The sequence below is a fragment of the Roseovarius sp. SK2 genome (assembly GCF_028807495.1).
GTDB classification, from domain to species: Bacteria; Pseudomonadota; Alphaproteobacteria; order Rhodobacterales; family Rhodobacteraceae; genus Roseovarius; species Roseovarius confluentis.
The window spans coordinates 221,749-238,973 of the sequence record NZ_JARAMK010000005.1; the positions used below are offsets into that span (position 1 = coordinate 221,749).

The 17,225-nt window shown below is 65.5% G+C and carries 16 protein-coding genes; 11 read left to right on the plus strand and 5 right to left on the minus strand.

Features of this window, described 5'->3' with window-relative positions; genetic code table 11:
• Positions 1 to 53 precede the first annotated feature (53 nt).
• Positions 54 to 2,099: an acetyl-CoA carboxylase biotin carboxylase subunit gene (locus PVV74_RS12270; protein ID WP_274593397.1), complete on the plus strand. Its 2,046-nt coding sequence runs from the start codon at positions 54 to 56 to the stop codon at positions 2,097 to 2,099.
• Positions 2,100 to 2,103: 4 nt separating this feature from the next.
• Positions 2,104 to 2,619, plus strand: coding sequence for a hypothetical protein (locus tag PVV74_RS12275; RefSeq protein ID WP_274593398.1), 516 nt, complete (start codon positions 2,104 to 2,106; stop codon positions 2,617 to 2,619).
• A 13-nt stretch (positions 2,620 to 2,632) separates the two neighbouring features.
• On the opposite strand, the gene PVV74_RS12280 is transcribed toward PVV74_RS12275, so the two are convergent.
• Complete coding sequence (locus PVV74_RS12280) at positions 2,633 to 3,088, minus strand: DUF4174 domain-containing protein (protein WP_103763940.1); 456 nt, start codon at positions 3,086 to 3,088, stop codon at positions 2,633 to 2,635.
• A 175-nt stretch (positions 3,089 to 3,263) separates the two neighbouring features.
• On the opposite strand from PVV74_RS12280, the gene PVV74_RS12285 reads away from it, so the two are divergent.
• The 8 genes from PVV74_RS12285 to PVV74_RS12320 are packed head-to-tail and all read left to right on the plus strand — an operon-like array spanning position 3,264 to position 10,030.
• Positions 3,264 to 4,199, plus strand: a complete 936-nt coding sequence (locus tag PVV74_RS12285) for a hypothetical protein (RefSeq protein WP_274593399.1) — start codon at positions 3,264 to 3,266, stop codon at positions 4,197 to 4,199.
• A complete protein-coding gene (gene scpA, locus PVV74_RS12290; protein ID WP_103763938.1) occupies positions 4,171 to 6,303 on the plus strand; it encodes a methylmalonyl-CoA mutase in 2,133 nt (710 codons plus the stop codon). The genes PVV74_RS12285 and scpA overlap by 29 nt, the downstream gene beginning before the upstream one ends.
• Positions 6,303 to 6,785 carry an MAPEG family protein gene (locus PVV74_RS12295; RefSeq protein ID WP_103763937.1) on the plus strand — a complete coding sequence of 161 codons (483 nt, stop codon included), beginning with the start codon at positions 6,303 to 6,305 and terminating at the stop codon, positions 6,783 to 6,785. The genes scpA and PVV74_RS12295 overlap by 1 nt, the downstream gene beginning before the upstream one ends.
• Before the next feature lies 1 nt (position 6,786).
• Positions 6,787 to 7,398, plus strand: a complete 612-nt coding sequence (locus PVV74_RS12300) for a VOC family protein (RefSeq protein ID WP_274593400.1) — start codon at positions 6,787 to 6,789, stop codon at positions 7,396 to 7,398.
• A complete protein-coding gene (locus PVV74_RS12305; RefSeq protein ID WP_274593401.1) occupies positions 7,395 to 7,904 on the plus strand; it encodes a GNAT family N-acetyltransferase in 510 nt (169 codons plus the stop codon). The genes PVV74_RS12300 and PVV74_RS12305 overlap by 4 nt, the downstream gene beginning before the upstream one ends.
• Before the next feature lie 10 nt (positions 7,905 to 7,914).
• The gene (locus PVV74_RS12310; protein WP_103764086.1) at positions 7,915 to 8,595 is read left to right on the plus strand and encodes a molecular chaperone DjiA; all 681 of its coding nucleotides are present in this window, start codon (positions 7,915 to 7,917) and stop codon (positions 8,593 to 8,595) included.
• A gap of 3 nt (positions 8,596 to 8,598) precedes the next feature.
• The gene (locus PVV74_RS12315) at positions 8,599 to 9,636 is read left to right on the plus strand and encodes an endonuclease/exonuclease/phosphatase family protein (protein WP_274593402.1); all 1,038 of its coding nucleotides are present in this window, start codon (positions 8,599 to 8,601) and stop codon (positions 9,634 to 9,636) included.
• 31 nt (positions 9,637 to 9,667) lie between these two features.
• Positions 9,668 to 10,030, plus strand: coding sequence for a hypothetical protein (locus PVV74_RS12320; protein ID WP_103763933.1), 363 nt, complete (start codon positions 9,668 to 9,670; stop codon positions 10,028 to 10,030).
• 30 nt (positions 10,031 to 10,060) lie between these two features.
• Here PVV74_RS12320 and PVV74_RS12325 read toward each other — a convergent pair whose 3' ends face one another.
• From PVV74_RS12325 to PVV74_RS12340, 4 genes are read right to left on the minus strand one after another with little or no spacing between them, the layout of a single operon-like run.
• Positions 10,061 to 11,638, minus strand: coding sequence for a Ppx/GppA family phosphatase (locus PVV74_RS12325; protein ID WP_103763932.1), 1,578 nt, complete (start codon positions 11,636 to 11,638; stop codon positions 10,061 to 10,063).
• Between the two features lie 52 nt (positions 11,639 to 11,690).
• Complete coding sequence (locus PVV74_RS12330) at positions 11,691 to 13,865, minus strand: RNA degradosome polyphosphate kinase (RefSeq protein WP_103763931.1); 2,175 nt, start codon at positions 13,863 to 13,865, stop codon at positions 11,691 to 11,693.
• A gap of 48 nt (positions 13,866 to 13,913) precedes the next feature.
• A complete protein-coding gene (locus PVV74_RS12335) occupies positions 13,914 to 14,588 on the minus strand; it encodes an HdaA/DnaA family protein (RefSeq protein ID WP_274593403.1) in 675 nt (224 codons plus the stop codon).
• Positions 14,588 to 15,655: an AI-2E family transporter gene (locus tag PVV74_RS12340; RefSeq protein ID WP_274593404.1), complete on the minus strand. Its 1,068-nt coding sequence runs from the start codon at positions 15,653 to 15,655 to the stop codon at positions 14,588 to 14,590. The genes PVV74_RS12335 and PVV74_RS12340 overlap by 1 nt, the downstream gene beginning before the upstream one ends.
• Positions 15,656 to 15,789: 134 nt before the next feature.
• On the opposite strand from PVV74_RS12340, the gene proS reads away from it, so the two are divergent.
• Positions 15,790 to 17,184 (plus strand): proline--tRNA ligase, encoded by a 1,395-nt coding sequence (gene proS, locus PVV74_RS12345; RefSeq protein WP_274593405.1) that lies wholly within the window; start codon positions 15,790 to 15,792, stop codon positions 17,182 to 17,184.
• The last annotated feature ends 41 nt before the right edge of the window (positions 17,185 to 17,225 follow it).

The window sequence follows — 17,225 nt, forward strand, 5'->3', positions numbered from 1 at the left end:
TCACTTCCGACCGGCGGGCGTGCCGGGGCGGGCAAGACTGAAGGGGACGTGAGATGTTCAAGAAAATCCTGATCGCCAACCGGGGCGAGATCGCCTGCCGGGTCATCAAGACGGCGCGCAAGATGGGCATATCGACTGTGGCGATTTACTCGGACGCCGACCGCCACGCGCTGCATGTGGAGATGGCCGACGAGGCGGTGCATATCGGCCCGCCGCCCGCCTCGGAGTCATATATCGTCATCGACAAGGTGATGGAGGCCATAAAGCAGACGGGCGCGGAGGCGGTGCATCCGGGGTACGGCTTCCTGTCGGAAAACCCCAAGTTCGCCGAGGCGCTGGAGGCCGCGGGCGTGGCCTTTATCGGGCCGCCCAAGGGCGCGATCGAGGCGATGGGCGACAAGATTACCTCGAAGAAGATCGCCGCCGAGGCGGATGTGAACACCGTGCCCGGTCATATGGGCCTGATCGAGGATGCCGAGGAGGCACTGAAGATCTCGGAAGAGATCGGCTTTCCGGTGATGCTGAAGGCCAGTGCGGGCGGCGGCGGCAAGGGTATGCGGATCGCGTGGAATGCCGAGGAAGTGCGCGAGGGCTTCCAGGCGTCGAAGAACGAGGCGGCGTCGAGTTTCGGCGATGACCGGATGTTCATCGAGAAGTTCGTGACGCAGCCGCGCCATATCGAGATCCAGGTGCTGTGCGACAGCCACGGCAACGGGATTTACCTGGGCGAACGGGAATGCTCGATCCAGCGGCGGAACCAGAAGGTGATCGAGGAAGCGCCGAGCCCGTTCCTGGACGCCGAAACCCGCAAGGCGATGGGCGAGCAGGCCGTGGCGCTGGCCCATGCGGTGGGCTATTCCAGCGCGGGCACGGTGGAGTTCATCGTCGACGGCGACAAGAACTTCTATTTCCTTGAGATGAACACGCGCCTGCAGGTGGAACACCCGGTGACCGAGCTGATCACCGGCGTGGACCTGGTGGAGCAGATGATCCGCGTCGCGGCGGGCGAAAAGCTGTCGCTGAACCAGGACGACGTCACGCTGACGGGCTGGGCGATGGAAAGCCGGCTTTATGCGGAGGACCCGTATCGGAACTTCCTGCCCTCCATTGGGCGGCTGGTTCGCTATCGCCCGCCGGTGGAGGTGGCGGCTGGGCCGCTGCTGGACAAGGGCAAGTGGCAGGACGAGGCCGAGGCCGGAGAGACGGCGGTGCGCAATGATACCGGCGTTTATGAGGGCGGCGAGATCAGCATGTATTACGACCCGATGATCGCCAAGCTGTGCACTTGGGCGCCCGACCGGGGCGCGGCGATCGAGGCGATGCGCGTGGCGCTGGACAGCTTCGAGCTGGAAGGGATCGGGCACAACCTGCCGTTCCTGAGTGCGGTGATGGACCACCCCAAGTTCGTATCGGGCGACATGACCACCGCGTTCATCGCCGAGGAGTACCCGGACGGGTTCGAGGGCGTGGAACTGGAGGAAGCGGCGCTGCGGCGGATCGCGGCCAGTTGTGCTGCGATGCACCGGGTGGCGGAAATCCGGCGCACGCGGGTGTCGGGCCGGATGGACAACCACGAGCGCCGCGTGGGCGAGGATTGGGTCGTCAGCCTGCAAGGCATCAGTTTCGAGGTCAGCATCGACGCGGATCGCGACGGCGCGACGGTGACCTTCGCGGATGGCGGCAGCCACCGGGTCTCCAGCGGCTGGACGCCGGGCGACGCGCTGGCGGTGCTGAACGTGGATGACGAGACGCTGGTGCTGAAGGTCGGCAAGATTTCGGGCGGGTTCCGCATCCGCAACCGGGGCGCGGATCTGAAGGTGCATGTGCGCACGCCCCGGCAGGCGGAACTGGCGCTGTTAATGCCCGAGAAACTTGCCGCTGATACATCGAAGATGCTGCTGTGCCCGATGCCGGGCCTGATCGTCAGCGTGAACGTCGCGGAGGGCGACGAGGTGCAGGAAGGCCAGGCGCTGTGCACCGTGGAGGCGATGAAGATGGAAAACATCCTGCGGGCCGAGAAAAAGGCCCTGGTGACCAAGATCAACGCCGGTCCGGGTGACAGCCTGGCGGTGGATGACGTGATCATGGAGTTCGAATGACGCGGTGAACCTGCACGGGTCTCATATCCTGCCGGCGGCCATGGTGGGCGCGGTCCTGCTGGGGGCCTGCACGCGCGACGACGAGACGTCGATGCGGGCGCGGCTGGCGCCGTGGTTCAGCCTGGGGGAAACGCTGGCGTTTTCGTCCAAGGCGCGGTGTTCCGCGGCGGCGTTTCGGCTGGTAAGCTCGGATATCGGCGCCGCGGTGCCGGTGGAGCGCAATGTGCCCGACATGCTGCGCGCATTGCCGCGCCGAGGCGTTGCGGCGCTGGACGACCCGGAGATGACGCCGGATGCGGCGATGGTCGATGCGGTCAACATGCAGCGCACCTTTGGCATGGGGATGCGCCGCGCAGGACTGGAGGCGCGGCCCTGCATGGAGGGCAAGGTGGGGGTGGAGTTCCGCCGCCTTCTGATGCGGCCTGAGACCGTGCTGGCCTATGAGACGACCGAGGGCACGCTGATGCTGATGGACCGCGCCAACCGGGTTCTGGTGGTCGCGGCGGGAGAGCGGGCATGAATGGCGCGGGGGATCAGTTGCCGCTCAGCCGGTCGCGGATTTCCTGTTGCCGGATGGGCATCTTGTCGATCGCGCGCGAAAGCTCGCGCACGCTCCACGGCGCGGGTTTGCGCAGCTCGACCTTGCCGTCCTTGCCGATGAGCGCCAGCATGAAGCCGCGCGGGCGCAGCGTGCGACGCAGGTCACTGTCGGCGGACGGGTCGGTGTCTGTCAGGACCACGACGTCGCGCCGGTCCAGATCATCCAGCCGGTCGGTGATGAAGTTCATCTGTTCGATGTATCGCGGGTCCGAGGCGTTGTCCGCAAAGACGACGATGGGGCGCTTTATCCAGAGAAATTCTTTCAAATCGACGCTTTCGCCGGGAAGTATGATCCCGTCATTCAGCGATACATCGGTCGCGCGGGCGCTGTTCGCGACGAATGAAAACGAAGTAAGCGCCAGAAAAGAAAGAACGATCAGCTTGCGCATTTGGCCTCCTGCTCGACCAGATATAAGGCCCGGGGCGCCGAAAGCGAAGGCCGTTTGGCCGCAGGGCCGCGAAAATTTTACCGTTAATCCCGTGGTCAGGTCCCGCGGTGCAGGGTTGCGCGACGCAAGGTCGACCGCCCGTGTATCGCGGGCCGCACGGGAAAGGCGCGTGATCATGGATGTTGTTCTGCATATCGGGGCCCACCGCACGGCTACCACGACATTTCAGGCTTATCTGGCGGAAAACCGCGCCGCGTTGTCGCGGATGGGCGTCACCGCCTGGGGCCCGAAACAGACGCGCGATGGCCTGCTGACCGGGGTGATGCCAATGGACAGCCCGCGCCCGCCGCAGGACCAGTTGGACCGCGCGCGTGCCCGCATTGCGATCAATATAGCCAAGGCGCGTCGCGCGGGGACGCGGGTGCTGGTGATCAGCGACGAGAACATGATCGGCGCGCCGCGTCGCTGCCTGCGGCAGGGGCGGCTTTATCCCGATATCGGCCAGCGGCTGGCACGGTTCGCCCACGCCTTTGACGGCCAGGTGACGCGGGCCTGCCTGTCGATCCGCAGCCACGAGAGTTTCTGGGCGTCGGTCGTGTCCTACGGCGTGGCGCGGGGGCATCGCGTGCCCCACCGCGCGGCGCTGGACAGGCTGGCGGCCTCGCCGCGGCTGTGGCGCGACGTGGTGCTGGACGCGGCCTGCGCGCTGCCCAAGGTCGAGCTGACCGTGCTGCCCTACGAGATTTTCGGTGGCCTGCCCGAGCGGGTGCTGGAACACATGACAGGGCTTGGCCCGATGCCGCGCGCCCATGCGCGGGAGTGGATGAACAAGGGCCCCGGCCTGGGCCAGTTGCGCCGGATCGTGAAGGATCGCGGCGGCGACCCCGCGCGCCTGCCCGAGGGGCCTGGCAAGTGGCAACCGTTCGACGACACCGCCTTGCGTGACATGCGCGAGGCCTATGCCGATGACCTGTTCTGGCTGCGTGCCGGGGCGGAAGGATTGGCGCAACTGACAGAGGAAACCGGACCGGCCAAGACGGGGACAACCCCGCGCCCGGACCAGAAGCGAAGAGGACAAGACGATGGGATCGAAAACCGACGATTGGCGTAAGATCGCGGAAGGCGAGCTGAAGGGCCGCCCGCTGGACGACCTGACGTGGAAGACCCTTGAGGGGATCGACGTCAAACCGCTTTACACCGAGGAAGATGTCGAGGGGATGGACCACCTTGGCACCATCCCCGGGCAAGCGCCGTTCACGCGCGGCGTGAAAGCCACGATGTATGCCGGGCGGCCCTGGACGATCCGGCAATACGCGGGCTTTTCCACGGCCGAGGAATCGAACGCGTTCTACCGCCGCAACCTTGCGGCCGGGCAGCAGGGCGTGAGCGTTGCCTTCGACCTGGCAACGCACCGTGGATACGACAGCGACCACCCGCGCGTGGTGGGTGACGTGGGCAAGGCGGGCGTGGCCATCGACAGCGTCGAGGACATGAAGGTGCTGTTCGACGGCATCCCGCTGGACCAGGTGAGCGTCAGCATGACGATGAACGGCGCGGTGATCCCCGTGCTGGCCAGCTTCATCGTCGCGGGCGAGGAACAGGGGCATGACCGCAGTGCCCTGTCGGGCACCATCCAGAACGACATCCTGAAAGAGTTCATGGTGCGCAACACCTATATCTACCCGCCCGAGCCCAGCATGCGGATCGTCAGCGACATCATCGAGTTCACGGCGAACGAGATGCCGCGTTTCAACTCGATCAGCATCTCGGGCTATCACATGCAGGAGGCGGGCGCGAACCTGGTGCAGGAGCTGGCCTATACGCTGGCGGACGGGCGCGAATACGTGAAGGCCGCGATCGAGGCGGGGATGGACGTGGACCGCTTTGCCGGGCGGCTGTCGTTCTTTTTCGCCATCGGCATGAATTTCTTCATGGAGGCGGCGAAGCTGCGCGCGGCGCGCCTGCTGTGGCACAGGATCATGACGGAGTTCGGGGCGAAGAACGACCGCTCGAAGATGCTGCGGACCCATTGCCAGACCAGCGGGGTCAGCCTGCAGGAACAGGACCCCTACAACAACGTGGTGCGCACCGCCTACGAGGCGATGAGCGCAGTTCTGGGGGGCACGCAGAGCCTGCACACCAACGCGCTGGACGAGGCGATCGCGCTGCCCACGGATTTCAGCGCGCGGATCGCGCGGAACACGCAGTTGATCCTGCAGGAAGAGACCGGTGTGACGGCGGTGGTCGACCCGCTGGCGGGGTCCTATTACGTGGAAAGCCTGACCGCCGAGCTGGCCGAAAAGGCGTGGGAGCTGATGGAAGAGGTCGAGGAAATGGGCGGCATGACCAAGGCCGTCGCCAGCGGCATGCCCAAGCTGCGGATCGAGGAAAGTGCCGCGACCCGTCAGGCGATGATCGACCGGGGCGACGAGGTGATCGTCGGCGTCAACAAGTACCGCAAGGACAAGGAAGATCCGATCGACATCCTGGACGTGGACAACGTCAAGGTGCGCAAGGGGCAGGTCGAGGCGCTGGAGCGCATCCGCGCCGAGCGTGACGAGGACGCCTGCACGAAAGCACTGGATGAACTGACGCGCCGCGCCAAGGACGGCGGCAACCTGCTGGAGGCCGCGGTCGAGGCGGCACGGGCACGGGCTACTGTGGGGGAAATCAGCATGGCCATGGAAAAGGAATTCGGACGGCACCGCGCCGAGGTGAAAACGCTGGCCGGGGTCTACGGCAAGGCCTACGAGGGTGACGAGGGGTTTGCCGCGATCCAGAAATCGGTCGAGGCCTTTGCCGAGGACGAGGGGCGTCGGCCCCGGATGCTGGTCGTCAAGATGGGGCAGGACGGGCATGACCGGGGCGCCAAGGTGATCGCCACGGCCTTTGCCGACATTGGCTTCGACGTGGATGTCGGCCCGCTGTTCCAGACGCCGGACGAGGCGGCGCAGGATGCCATCGACAACGACGTGCACGTGATCGGCATTTCCAGCCAGGCGGCAGGGCACAAGACGCTGGCGCCGCAGCTGATCGATGCGCTGAAAGACAAGGATGCGGGCGATATCATCGTGATCTGCGGCGGGGTCATTCCGCAACAGGATTACGAGTTCCTGACCAAGGCGGGTGTGAAGGCCATTTTCGGCCCCGGCACCAACATCCCCGAGGCGGCGCAGGATATCCTGCGGCTGATCCGCGAGGCGCGGGCAGCCTGATGCAAAAGCGGCCCACGATCCTGGTCGGCATGGCAGCGGGGCTTGTCTGGGCCGTGGCCGTGTTGTGGATCGGGCGCCAGATTCCGGTGCCGATGGCGATGATGCAGCCGACGCTGATGGGGGCTGCGTTCGGCCCCGGCGTGGTGCTTGTGCTGATGATCGGACGGCTGGCGCAGCGGCGGTTTTTCGACGATGACACGATCGACGGGCAGCCGCTGACGGGCGGTGCTGCGATCGACGCCAGGGTGTTGCAGAACACGGTCGAGCAGGTGGTGCTGGCCTTGTGCATCTGGCCGCTGGTTGGCTTTTTCCTGGGCGCGGGCACGGTGCTGGCGCTGGGGATCGGCTTTGCCGTGGCGCGGGTGGCGTTCTGGGTGGGGTACCACGTGGCGCCGCCCTTGCGGGCCTTCGGGTTCGCGGCGACGTTCTATCCGACAGTGCTGGCGGCGCTCTGGGTGCTGTGGCGGCTTACGGTGGGGTAACATGCTGAAACTGGATCATTTCGCGGTGGCGGCCGAGACGCTGGACGAGGGCCGTGCCCATGCAGAGGAGAGCTTGGGCATCGCGTTGCGGCCCGGGGGGCGGCACGCGCATTTCGGCACGCATAACATGCTGCTTGGGTTGGAGGACGGGCTTTACCTGGAAGTTATCGCGATCGACCCCGAGGCACCCGCGCCGGGCTATGCGCGGTGGTTCGATCTGGACCGGTTCGAGGGGCGGCCGAGGCCGACGAACTGGATCTGCAATACGCCCGATCTTGGCGCGGTGGTGGCGCGGTTTCCGCAGGCGGGTGTGCCGGTGCCGCTGGCGCGGGGCGACCTGCGCTGGCAGATGGCGGTGCCCGAGGACGGGCGGCTGCCGTGGGACAACCTGTTTCCGGCGGTGATCGAATGGCAATGCGCGCAGCACCCCGCGCAGATGTTGCCGGCGTCGGGCTGTTGGCTGGACCGGCTGGTGGTGACGCACCCGGAGGCAAAGGCGCTGGAGGCGGCGCTTGGGCCAGTGTTGAGCGACGGACGTGTCGTCTATGAGACCGGCCCGGCGGCGTTGCGGGCGGAGTTGACCACGCCGCGCGGGGCGTGCGTGCTGGCATGAAGGTCCGGGCGGCGGAGGCCAGCGACGCGGCGGCGCTGGCGGGGATCGTCAATCACTATATCCGCGAGACCACGGTCAGTTTCACCGAAGACGAGAAGACCATGCTGGAAATGGCGCTGGCCATAAAGACGCGGGACGAGGCGGGCCACGGGTTTCTGGTGGCCGAGGACGCGGGCGAGTTGCTGGGCTATGCCACCTACGGGCCGTACCGCAACGGCTCGGGCTATCGCGAGACGCTGGAGCATACGGTGCTGCTGCGCCCCGGCGCGGAGGGCAACGGGGTGGGCCGGACCCTGATGGCGGCGCTGGAGGAGCATGCCCGCGCGGGCGGCGTGCATTCCCTGATCGGCGGGATCAGTGCCGAGAACGACGGCGGCATTGCCTTTCACCACAGGATCGGCTTCGTCGAGGTGGGGCGCGTTCCGCAGGCCGGGCTGAAATTCGGGCGGCGGATCGATCTTGTTCTGATGCAGAAACTCCTGTCCCCCGGGGGCCACGCCCTTTAGGTTGGCCGCCATGTCAATCTGGAGTCGCATATCCGAGGCGCTGTCGGCGCTGGCCAGTGGTGAGCCGCTGACAAGCGTGTTCGACCGGTTGCGCACGCCGCCGGAGCGGACGGTGGCCTTTGCCATTGCCGTGATCGCTCTGGGCGCGAAGATGGCCAAGGCGGACGGGCAGGTGACGCGCGACGAGGTGACGGCGTTCCGCGAGGTGTTCCAGATCGCCCGCGACGACGAGGCGGGTGCGGCGAGGGTGTTCAACCTCGCGCGGCAGGACGTGGCGGGGTTCGAGGAATATGCCAAGCGGATCAAGGCGATGTTCGGCGAAGATGCAGCAACGCTGAACGATCTGCTGGAAGGGCTGTTTCACATCGCGGTGGCGGACGGGGTGTACCATCCGAACGAGGATATCTTCCTGTCGGAGGTGGCCACGATCTTTGGCCTGCCAGAGCGGGAGTTCAACACGCTGAAAAGCCGCTTCGTGCCGGATGCGCGGCCCGATCCCTATGCGGTGCTGGGGGTCACGCCCCACACGCCGCTGGCCGAGATCCGCAAGGTCTGGCGCGACAAGGTGCGCGAGATGCATCCCGACCGGATGGTGGCACGCGGCGTGCCGCAGGAGGCGATCAAGCTGGCCGAAAAGCGCCTGACCGACGTCAACGACGCGTGGGAGCAGATCCAGCGCGAGGCGGCCTGAGCGATGCGGTTAGCCACCTATAACATCGAGTGGTTCAACGCGCTTTTCGATGACCATGATGCGGTGCTGGACGACGACGGGCCTTCGGCGCGGTACGGTGTGACGCGGGGCGATCAGCTTGCCGCGCTGGGAATGGTGTTCACGGCGATGGATGCCGACGCGGTGATGGTGATCGAGGCGCCGGACAGCAATGGCAAGCGCGATACGGTCACGGCGCTGGAGGCGTTTGCGAGGCTGATGGACCTGCGCGCGCGCAAGGCGTTGATGGGGTTCGTGAATGATACGCAGCAGGAGATCGCGCTGCTTTACGACCCGGACGTGATGACCTGTCGGCATGATCCCAAGGGCGAGGAAACCGGCAAGAAAGGGTCGAGTGGGGCGCCGCGCTTCGACGGCGTGTTCCGGATCGATCTGGATATCGACGCGACGGAGGATCTGGTGACGTTCTCCAAGCCGCCGCTGGAAGTGGCGGTGGAGGTGAAGGGTGGGTTCGGGTTTCGCATGATCGGCGCGCATCTGAAGTCGAAGGCGCCGCACGGGGCCACCACGCGGGACGAGGTGATGCGGCTGTCCATTGCCAACCGGCGCAAGCAGCAGGCGCAGGCTGTGTGGCTGCGCAAGCGCGTCCGGGCGCATCTGGAGGCAGGTGAGCACCTGATGCTGCTGGGAGACCTGAATGACGGTCCGGGTCTGGATGAATACGAGAACCTGTTTGGCCGCTCGTCGATCGAGGTGATCATGGACGGGGCCGAGGCGGGCGGCTTAAGGCTTTATGATCCGCACGCACGACGGGCGCTGACCCAGCGGATCGGCGCCCAGAACAGCACCGCGCGGTTCTACCTGAAGGACGAGGGACGGTACCTTCAGGCGCTCTTGGATTACATCATGATTTCCAGTGGGTTGCGGGCGAAGGGACCGAAATGGCGCATCTGGCACCCGTTCGAGGACCCCGATTGCTGGAAGGTTCCGGACCTGCGCGATGCGCTGCTGGCGGCGTCGGATCACTTCCCGGTCACGCTGGATATCGACCTGACATCTTAAAATCGTCACGCAAACGCGCTATATTGGGCGTATGAAACGCATCGTACCCATCGCCGCCCTGTCGTTGTGCCTTGCCGCCGCGCCCGCCCTGGCGCAGGAGGAAGAGGACGAAGGCTTTTCCCTGATGGAGCGCGGGGCGCAGATGTTCATGGAAGGCATCATGCGCGAGATGGAGCCGGCGATGCGCGATCTTGAAGGGATGGCGAAGGACATGCAGCCGGCGCTGCGGAATTTCGTCGAGGAGATGGGCCCGGCCTTTGCCGACCTGATGGGCCAGATCGATGATCTGAGCAATTATCACGCGCCCGAGATGATGCCGAACGGCGATATCATCATCCGCCGCAAGACGCCGCTAGAGCAAGAGATCGACCCCGACGAGGAAATCGAGATCTGAGGCGGGTCGCCTTTGATCTCTTGATTGGTCCTAGGACTTGCCCGGCACGGCCTTAGCGCGGCGCGGGCGCAGCAGCTTGACGTCAAATTCGGCCTGAAGCGTGTCGGCGAGCGAGGCGAGGCGCGTCTGCGCCACCTCGCCGTAGAGCGGCACGGCTTCTTCCGTCAGACGCAGGACAAGCTGCTTCTTCTTGGGGTGCCATGTCAGCTCGCCCAGCTGCGTGTCCTTGCGCAGCCAGAACATGGCGGCAAAGCGCATGGCCTTGCCCAGAACTTCGGCCTGGTGCTGGTCACGCTCGTCCAGAAGTTCGGCGAGTTTCTCGAACTGGGTGCCATCACGCTTGTTGGAATAGCGGTGCATCAGGGCAAGGCCGAGAAAAACCCGCTCGGAATGCTTGAGCCCGCCCAGGTTGGCGCGGGTGGCGTTGTCGAAACAGTCCTGCGCCCGGTAGTCGGGATGCGAGCGCCAGCTGACATCGTGCAAGAGGCAGGCGGCGCGGATGATGCGCAGTTTGTCGTGCTTGGCACTACGAAAGAGCGGTTCCACGAAGTGATAGATGGCGCGGCCATAGCCGGGCAGGCGGGCGTCCTTGGCCTCGGCAAAGCGGCAGGCCTCGATCAGGGGGTCGCGGTCGCGCAACTGTTGGGGCATCTGTTCGTACAAGAGCCCCTCGCGGATGCCGTAGCTGGACACGGCGATGTCACGGGGGCCGAAGGTCTTGACCAGGCGGCGCAGCACCTCCGCGGCGTCGGGGACGAGGGCCATCCGCTGAGAGGAAACGCCGGCGCGGTTGCGGAGCTCTTCGGAGTCGTTGTCGGCGATGTAGTCGGCGGTCTTGCGCACGTCCTTGGGGGTCATGCGGTATTCGTGCAGCACGTGCAGGGGATAGCCGCGGCGTTCCATGTCGATCTTGGCGATGGCGCGCCACGAGCCGCCGACGAGAAAGAGGCGGTTCTTCTGCTCACCCAGCTGGTCGTGCATGCGCTCCAGCGTGTCCTTGATATAGGCCTTGCGGGCCTTCTTGCCGCCCTTGACCTCCTGCAGGGAGAAGGGGCCAAGGCGGGAGGTCAGGCGCTTGCCGACCTGTCCGCCGTTGATCTCGGCCAGTTCCATGGACGAGCCGCCGATGTCGCAGACAAGGCCATACGAGCCGGGCCATCCCAGAAGCACGCCCTGGGCCGACAGGCGCGCCTCTTCGGGGCCGTCGACGACCCAGAGGTGGACGCCTGTTTCGCGCTTGATCTCGTCGCGGAAATCGTCGCCGTCGGTGGCCTCGCGCACGGCGGCGGTGGCCACGGCGGTCAGCGGGCCGGTGTCCATGTTCTCGGCCAGCCGGGCGAAGCGCTTCATGGCGGCCAGCGCGCGTTCGCGGCCCTCGGGGTTCAGGCGGCCGGTTTCCGACAGGCCCTGGCCGAGGCCGCACATGATTTTCTCGTTGTAGAAATAGGCCGGGCTGCGGGCGGCGCCGTCGAACACGACCATGCGGACGGAGTTGGAGCCAACGTCGACCACGCCCACGCGGCTGAGCGCCTTGGCCGCGTCCTTGTCGAAAAGCGGGCGCCCGAAGGGGCCCCATTCGCTGTGTTCAGGATCGGTCGTGCCGTCCATGACATCCCCGGCTTGGTAACGGCCCCCTATATGCGACAGGGGGCCGGAAGGGTCAATCGTCGGTATGGGTGAGTTTCGGCACGTCCGCCGCCCCGGCGGAGCCGCGGCCCGAGAGCGACGGGTTTTCCATGAAGAAGCGGTGGCAGTTGAAGGCGAAGGTGCCTTCCTCGGTCAATTCGCGGTGGAAGCTGCCGTCTGGGGACATCACCCAAGTCTGCGCCACGTCGGCGAGGTTGGCGGCCATGACCTGGCCCACGATCTGGGCCTTGACGGTGGGGTTTGTGATCTCGACGAGGGTTTCGACGCGGCGGTTGAGGTTGCGGCCCATCCAGTCGGCGGAGGACATGTAGACCTTGGCTTTTTTCGAGGGCAGGCCCGCGCCGTTGCCGAAACAGACGATGCGGGAATGCTCGAGGAAGCGCCCGACGATGGACTTGACGCGGATGTTTTCCGAAAGCCCCTTTATCCCCGGGCGGATGCCGCAGATGCCGCGCACGACAAGGCAGATCTTCACGCCGGCCTGTGAGGCGGCATAGAGCGCGTCGATCACGTCGGGTTCGATGATGGAATTCATCTTGGCCCAGATCTCGGCCGGTTTGCCGGATTTGGCATGCTCGATCTCGGCGGCGATCATTTCCAGCAGGCGCGGCTTCAGCGTGGTGGGCGAGATCGCGAGGTTTTCCAGCTTTTCGGGCTGGGCGTAGCCGGAGAGGTAGTTGAAGACCTTGGTGGCGTCGCGGCCCAGCGAGGAATCGCATGTGAAGAGGCTGAGGTCGGTGTAGATCTTGGCCGTGATGGGGTGATAGTTGCCGGTGCCGTAATGGGTGTAGGTCACCAGCTTGTCGCCCTCGCGCCGGACCACGGTGGAGATCTTGGCGTGGGTCTTGAGGTCTATGAAGCCATAGACCACGTGGGCACCCGCACGTTCCAGTCGCCGCGACTGGCGGATATTGGCGGCCTCGTCGAAACGGGCCTTGAGTTCCACGAGCGCGGTGACGGACTTGCCGTCTTCGGCGGCCTCGCAGAGCGCCTCGACGATGGGGCTGTCCTTTGAGGTGCGGTAGAGAGTCTGCTTGATCGCCACCACGTCGGGATCGCGGGCCGCCTGCGTCAGGAAGCGGATGACCATGTCGAAGGTCTCGTACGGGTGGTGCAGCAGCATGTCCTTTTGCCGGATGGCGGCGAACATGTCGCCGTCATGGTCCTGCACGCGCTCGGGCACGCGGGGCGTGAAGCTGGGCCACAGAAGATCGGGGCGGCTGTCGAGCACCATTTCCTTGAGATCCGCCAGCCCGATCATGCCGTCGACCTCGACCACCTCCTCGGGGCGGACTTCGAGCTTCTGCATGATGGTGCGGCGCAATTCCTCGGGCGCACCGGAAGAGATTTTCAGGCGCACGACTTCGCCGCGGCGGCGGCGTTTAAGGGCGACCTCGAACTCGCGCACGAGGTCCTCGGCCTCTTCCTCGACTTCGAGGTCGCTGTCGCGCAGGACGCGGAAATTGCAGTGCGCCTTGTAGGTATAGCCCGGGAAAAGGTGATCGAGGTTCAGCAGCAACAGGTCTTCGAGCGGCAGGGCGCGGAACTGGCCCGGCTCGGACGGGACGGTGATGAAGCGGTCGATCTGGTTGGGGATCGGCAGGAGCGCCTGAAGCGGGCGCTTGTCGGACTTGCGCTGCATCTGGAGCGCCAGCGAATAGCCGAGGTTCGGGATGAAGGGGAAAGGGTGCGCGGGATCGACGGCCAAGGGCGACAGGACCGGGAAAACCTGTTCGAGGAAGATGTCGCTGAGATGCGCGCGGTCGTCCTTGGTCAGGCTGTCGATGTCGAGGATGATGATGCCCTCGGCCTCCATTTCCTGCCGCAGGTCTTCGAGGGTGCCCTGTTGCTGGGCCAGAAGCTTGCGGGCGTCTTCGTCGATCAGGACAAGCTGTTCGGCGGGGGTGAGGCCATCGGCGGCAGGCGTGGTGTTGCCGGCATGGGCCAGCTCGCGCAGGCCCGCGACGCGGACATTGTAGAACTCGTCGAGGTTGTTGGCCGAGATCGACAGGAATCGCAGGCGTTCCAGAAGGGGGACGCGCGGGTTCTGCGCCTCTTCGAGAACGCGCCAGTTGAAGCCCAGCCAGCTGAGCTCTCGGTTGAAGAAGCGTCCGGGGCCGGTGATGTCGAGGCCGTCGATCGTCACGGGGGCCGGGGCGGTGGACTTGAGGAAATCGGCGTTTGTCATGTGGCCCTTATGGGATTGCGACGTAACGATAAGGTGACGACTGTGCCGTTACATCCCTGCCTTGTCCAGCACGTCGCGGGCAAAGGGACGGGTGAGCGCGCGTTTGCGCGAAAGTGCGGCGGAATCGAGCAGGGCGACGACCTGGCGGGCGGCCTCGAACGAGCGGTCGATGCGGCGCAGAAGGTAGGGAATGACGTCCGGCGTGGGCGTCAACTGGCGGTCGTCGAAGAGCTTGGCGAGGATCGCCGTCAGCAACATGTCGTCGGGCAGGTCGAGTTCCACGGCGGGCGTGCCCTGCACGCGGCTGGCAAGGTCGGGCAACGCGAGGTTCCAGTACTTGGGCGCTGTGCTGGCCGTCAGCAGCAGGGAATGGCCCTCGGCCAGCGTCAGGTTGTGCAGGTGGAAAAGGGCGGTCTCTGAGGCGTCCTGTCCGGCGATGGTCTCGCAATCCTCGACCGCCACGTGGCTGCGGGCGAGGGCGGGAATGTCGGCGCCGGGCAGGTCAGCGGCGGGCAGGATCGTGGCGCCGCTTTGCGCCGCCCAGACATGGGCGAGGTGGGTCTTGCCCGCGCCGGGCGGGCCGTGCAGCACCAGCTTGCGGGCGGGCCAAGATTCCCACGTATCTATCAGGGCGACGGCCTGCGCATTGGCGGCGGAAACGAAAAAATCCTCCCGCCCGTGTGCCGGTTTGGCGGGCAGGTCGAAGCTGAGCTGCTGTGCCATTATTCGGTGTCCCGGTCGCCTTGCCCGGTATAGAGGGCACTGTCCATGTATTGCTGTACGCCGAAGCGGGCAAGAACGCCGATGGCCGCTGCCACCGGCACCGCGACCAGCATGCCCACAAAGCCGAAGAGCGCGCCGAAGACCGATAGCGCGAAGATCAGCCAGACCGGGTGGAGGCCGACGGATTCACCGACCAGCTTGGGCGTGAGGATGTTGCCCTCGACCACCTGTCCCAGCACGAAGATGCCGGCGACGAGTCCGATGGACAGCCAGTCGCCCCAGAACTGGAAAAGCGCGAGGCCGATGGCCAGCGCGCCGCCGAGGATGGCGCCCACGTAGGGGATGAATGTCACGAGCCCGGCAAAGGCGCCGACGACCAGTCCGAATTGCAGGCCCACCAGCATCAGCGCCACGGCATAGTACGTGCCGAGGATCAGGCAGACCGTGCCCATGCCGCGGATGAAGCTGGCGAGCGTCTGGTCGATCTCGCGCGCCAGACGGCGGATCACCGGGGCATGTTCGCGCGGCAGAAGGCGGTCGATCTCGGCAATCATGCGGTCCCAGTCGTAGAGCAGGTAGAAGGCCACGACCGGCACGATCACCAGGAGGACCACCACGTTGACTAGCGAGCCGACCGACGTCAGCACGGTTTCGACCACCTGCCCGCCGCGTTCCTGGATGGTGGTGCCGAGCGTGGCCAGCGACTGGCGCAGGGTGGAATCCTGGTCGACGAGATCGGGAAAGCGGGTGGTGAGGAAGTTTTGCAGGTCGTTGAAGAGCTGCGGCGCGATGTCGATCAGGTTGGCGGTCTGATTGACCAATGTGGGAATGACCAGCAGCGCCATGATGACGAAGATGCAGATCGCCACCAGCGTGATAAGCGCGACCGCCACGGCGCGCGAGGCGCCCAGGCGTTCGATCCGGTCCGCCACCGGGTCGAGGAAATAGGCCACGGCGCCGCCCAGCACGAAGGGCAGGATCACGTCGCCAAGGAACCACATGACAACGAGGAACAGCGCGATGGCGATGCCCCAGAATTGAAATTGTGTCCGGACGGGAAGGGCCATGCCACCTCGGAAGAACGAAATGCGTCTCCTTGCTTTTCGCGCAAGGGGGGCAGCGTTGCAAGCGCCTTCCGGCTTGTCTGGCGGGCCTTGAGGTCATAAACGGGGCCTAAGCACGCAATGACCAGAGGTTCCCCATGCGCCTGTCCAAGTATTTCCTGCCGGTTCTGAAGGAGACGCCCTCGGAGGCGCAGATCGCGAGCCACCGCCTGATGCTGCGGGCGGGGATGATCAAGCAGGCCAGCGCGGGAATCTATTCGTGGCTGCCGTTGGGCTTCAAGGTGTTGCGCAAGCTGGAGAATATCGTGCACGAGGAGCAGGTGCGGGCGGGGCATATCCCGATGCTGATGCCGACGCTGCAATCGGCGGACCTGTGGCGCGAAAGCGGGCGGTACGATGCCTATGGCCCGGAAATGCTGCGCATTCGCGACCGGCAGGATCGGGATATGCTCTATGGTCCGACGAACGAGGAACTGATCACCGATATCTTCCGCGCCCATGTGGGCAGTTACCGGGATCTGCCGCTGACGCTGTATCATATCCAGTGGAAATTCCGCGATGAGATCCGGCCGCGTTTCGGCGTGATGCGGGGGCGCGAATTCTTCATGAAGGACGGCTATAACTTCGACCTGACGAAGGAAGACGCGCTGCACGCGTATAACCGCCACCTGGTCAGCTACCTGCGCACCTATGAGCGGATGGGCTTGCAGGCCATTCCGATGCGGGCGGATTCCGGCCCGATCGGGGGGGACGACACGCATGAATTCCTGGTGCTGGCCGAGACGGGCGAGTCCGAGGTGTTCTATGACAGCGAGATCACCGACCTGAAATTCGGCGAGCGCGAGATCGATTACAGCGACAAGGCGCAATGCCAGGCAGTGCTGGAAGAGTTCACATCGCGTTACGCGCGGACGGACGAAACGCACGATGAAGAGGTGTTCAACAAGATCCCCGAGGACCGCCGCCGCGTGGCGCGGGGGATCGAGGTGGGCCAGATCTTCTATTTCGGGACGAAGTATTCCGAGCCGATGGGCGCCACGGTGCAGGGCCCCGACGGCAAGCCGGTGCCGGTGCATATGGGCAGCCACGGGATCGGCGTCAGCCGCCTTGTGGGTGCGATCATCGAGGCCAGCCATGACGACAAGGGCATCATCTGGCCCGAGGGCGTGACGCCGTTCCACGCCGGGATCGTGAACCTGAAACAGGGGGACGGCGAGGCGGATGCGGCCTGCGAGAAGCTGTATTCGGCGCTGAAGGCCAAGGGGCTGGATCCGCTCTATGATGACCGCGACGAGCGGGCGGGCGGCAAGTTCGCCACGATGGACCTGATCGGCCTGCCGTGGCGGATCACCGTGGGGCCGCGTGGGCTGAAAAACGGCGTGGTGGAACTGACCAGCCGCCGGACCGGCGAGAGCGAGGAAATGGCGCCCGAGGCCGCAGTCGAGAAGATCGCCGAGATCTACGCGCCGCATCGCGGTGAGGCCGGTTCGGTAGAGCCGATGGCGGATCGGTCGTTTCACACCTGGATGTAACGGGCTTGCGGCGCCGGGACTGAGCCGGTGCCACAACCGTT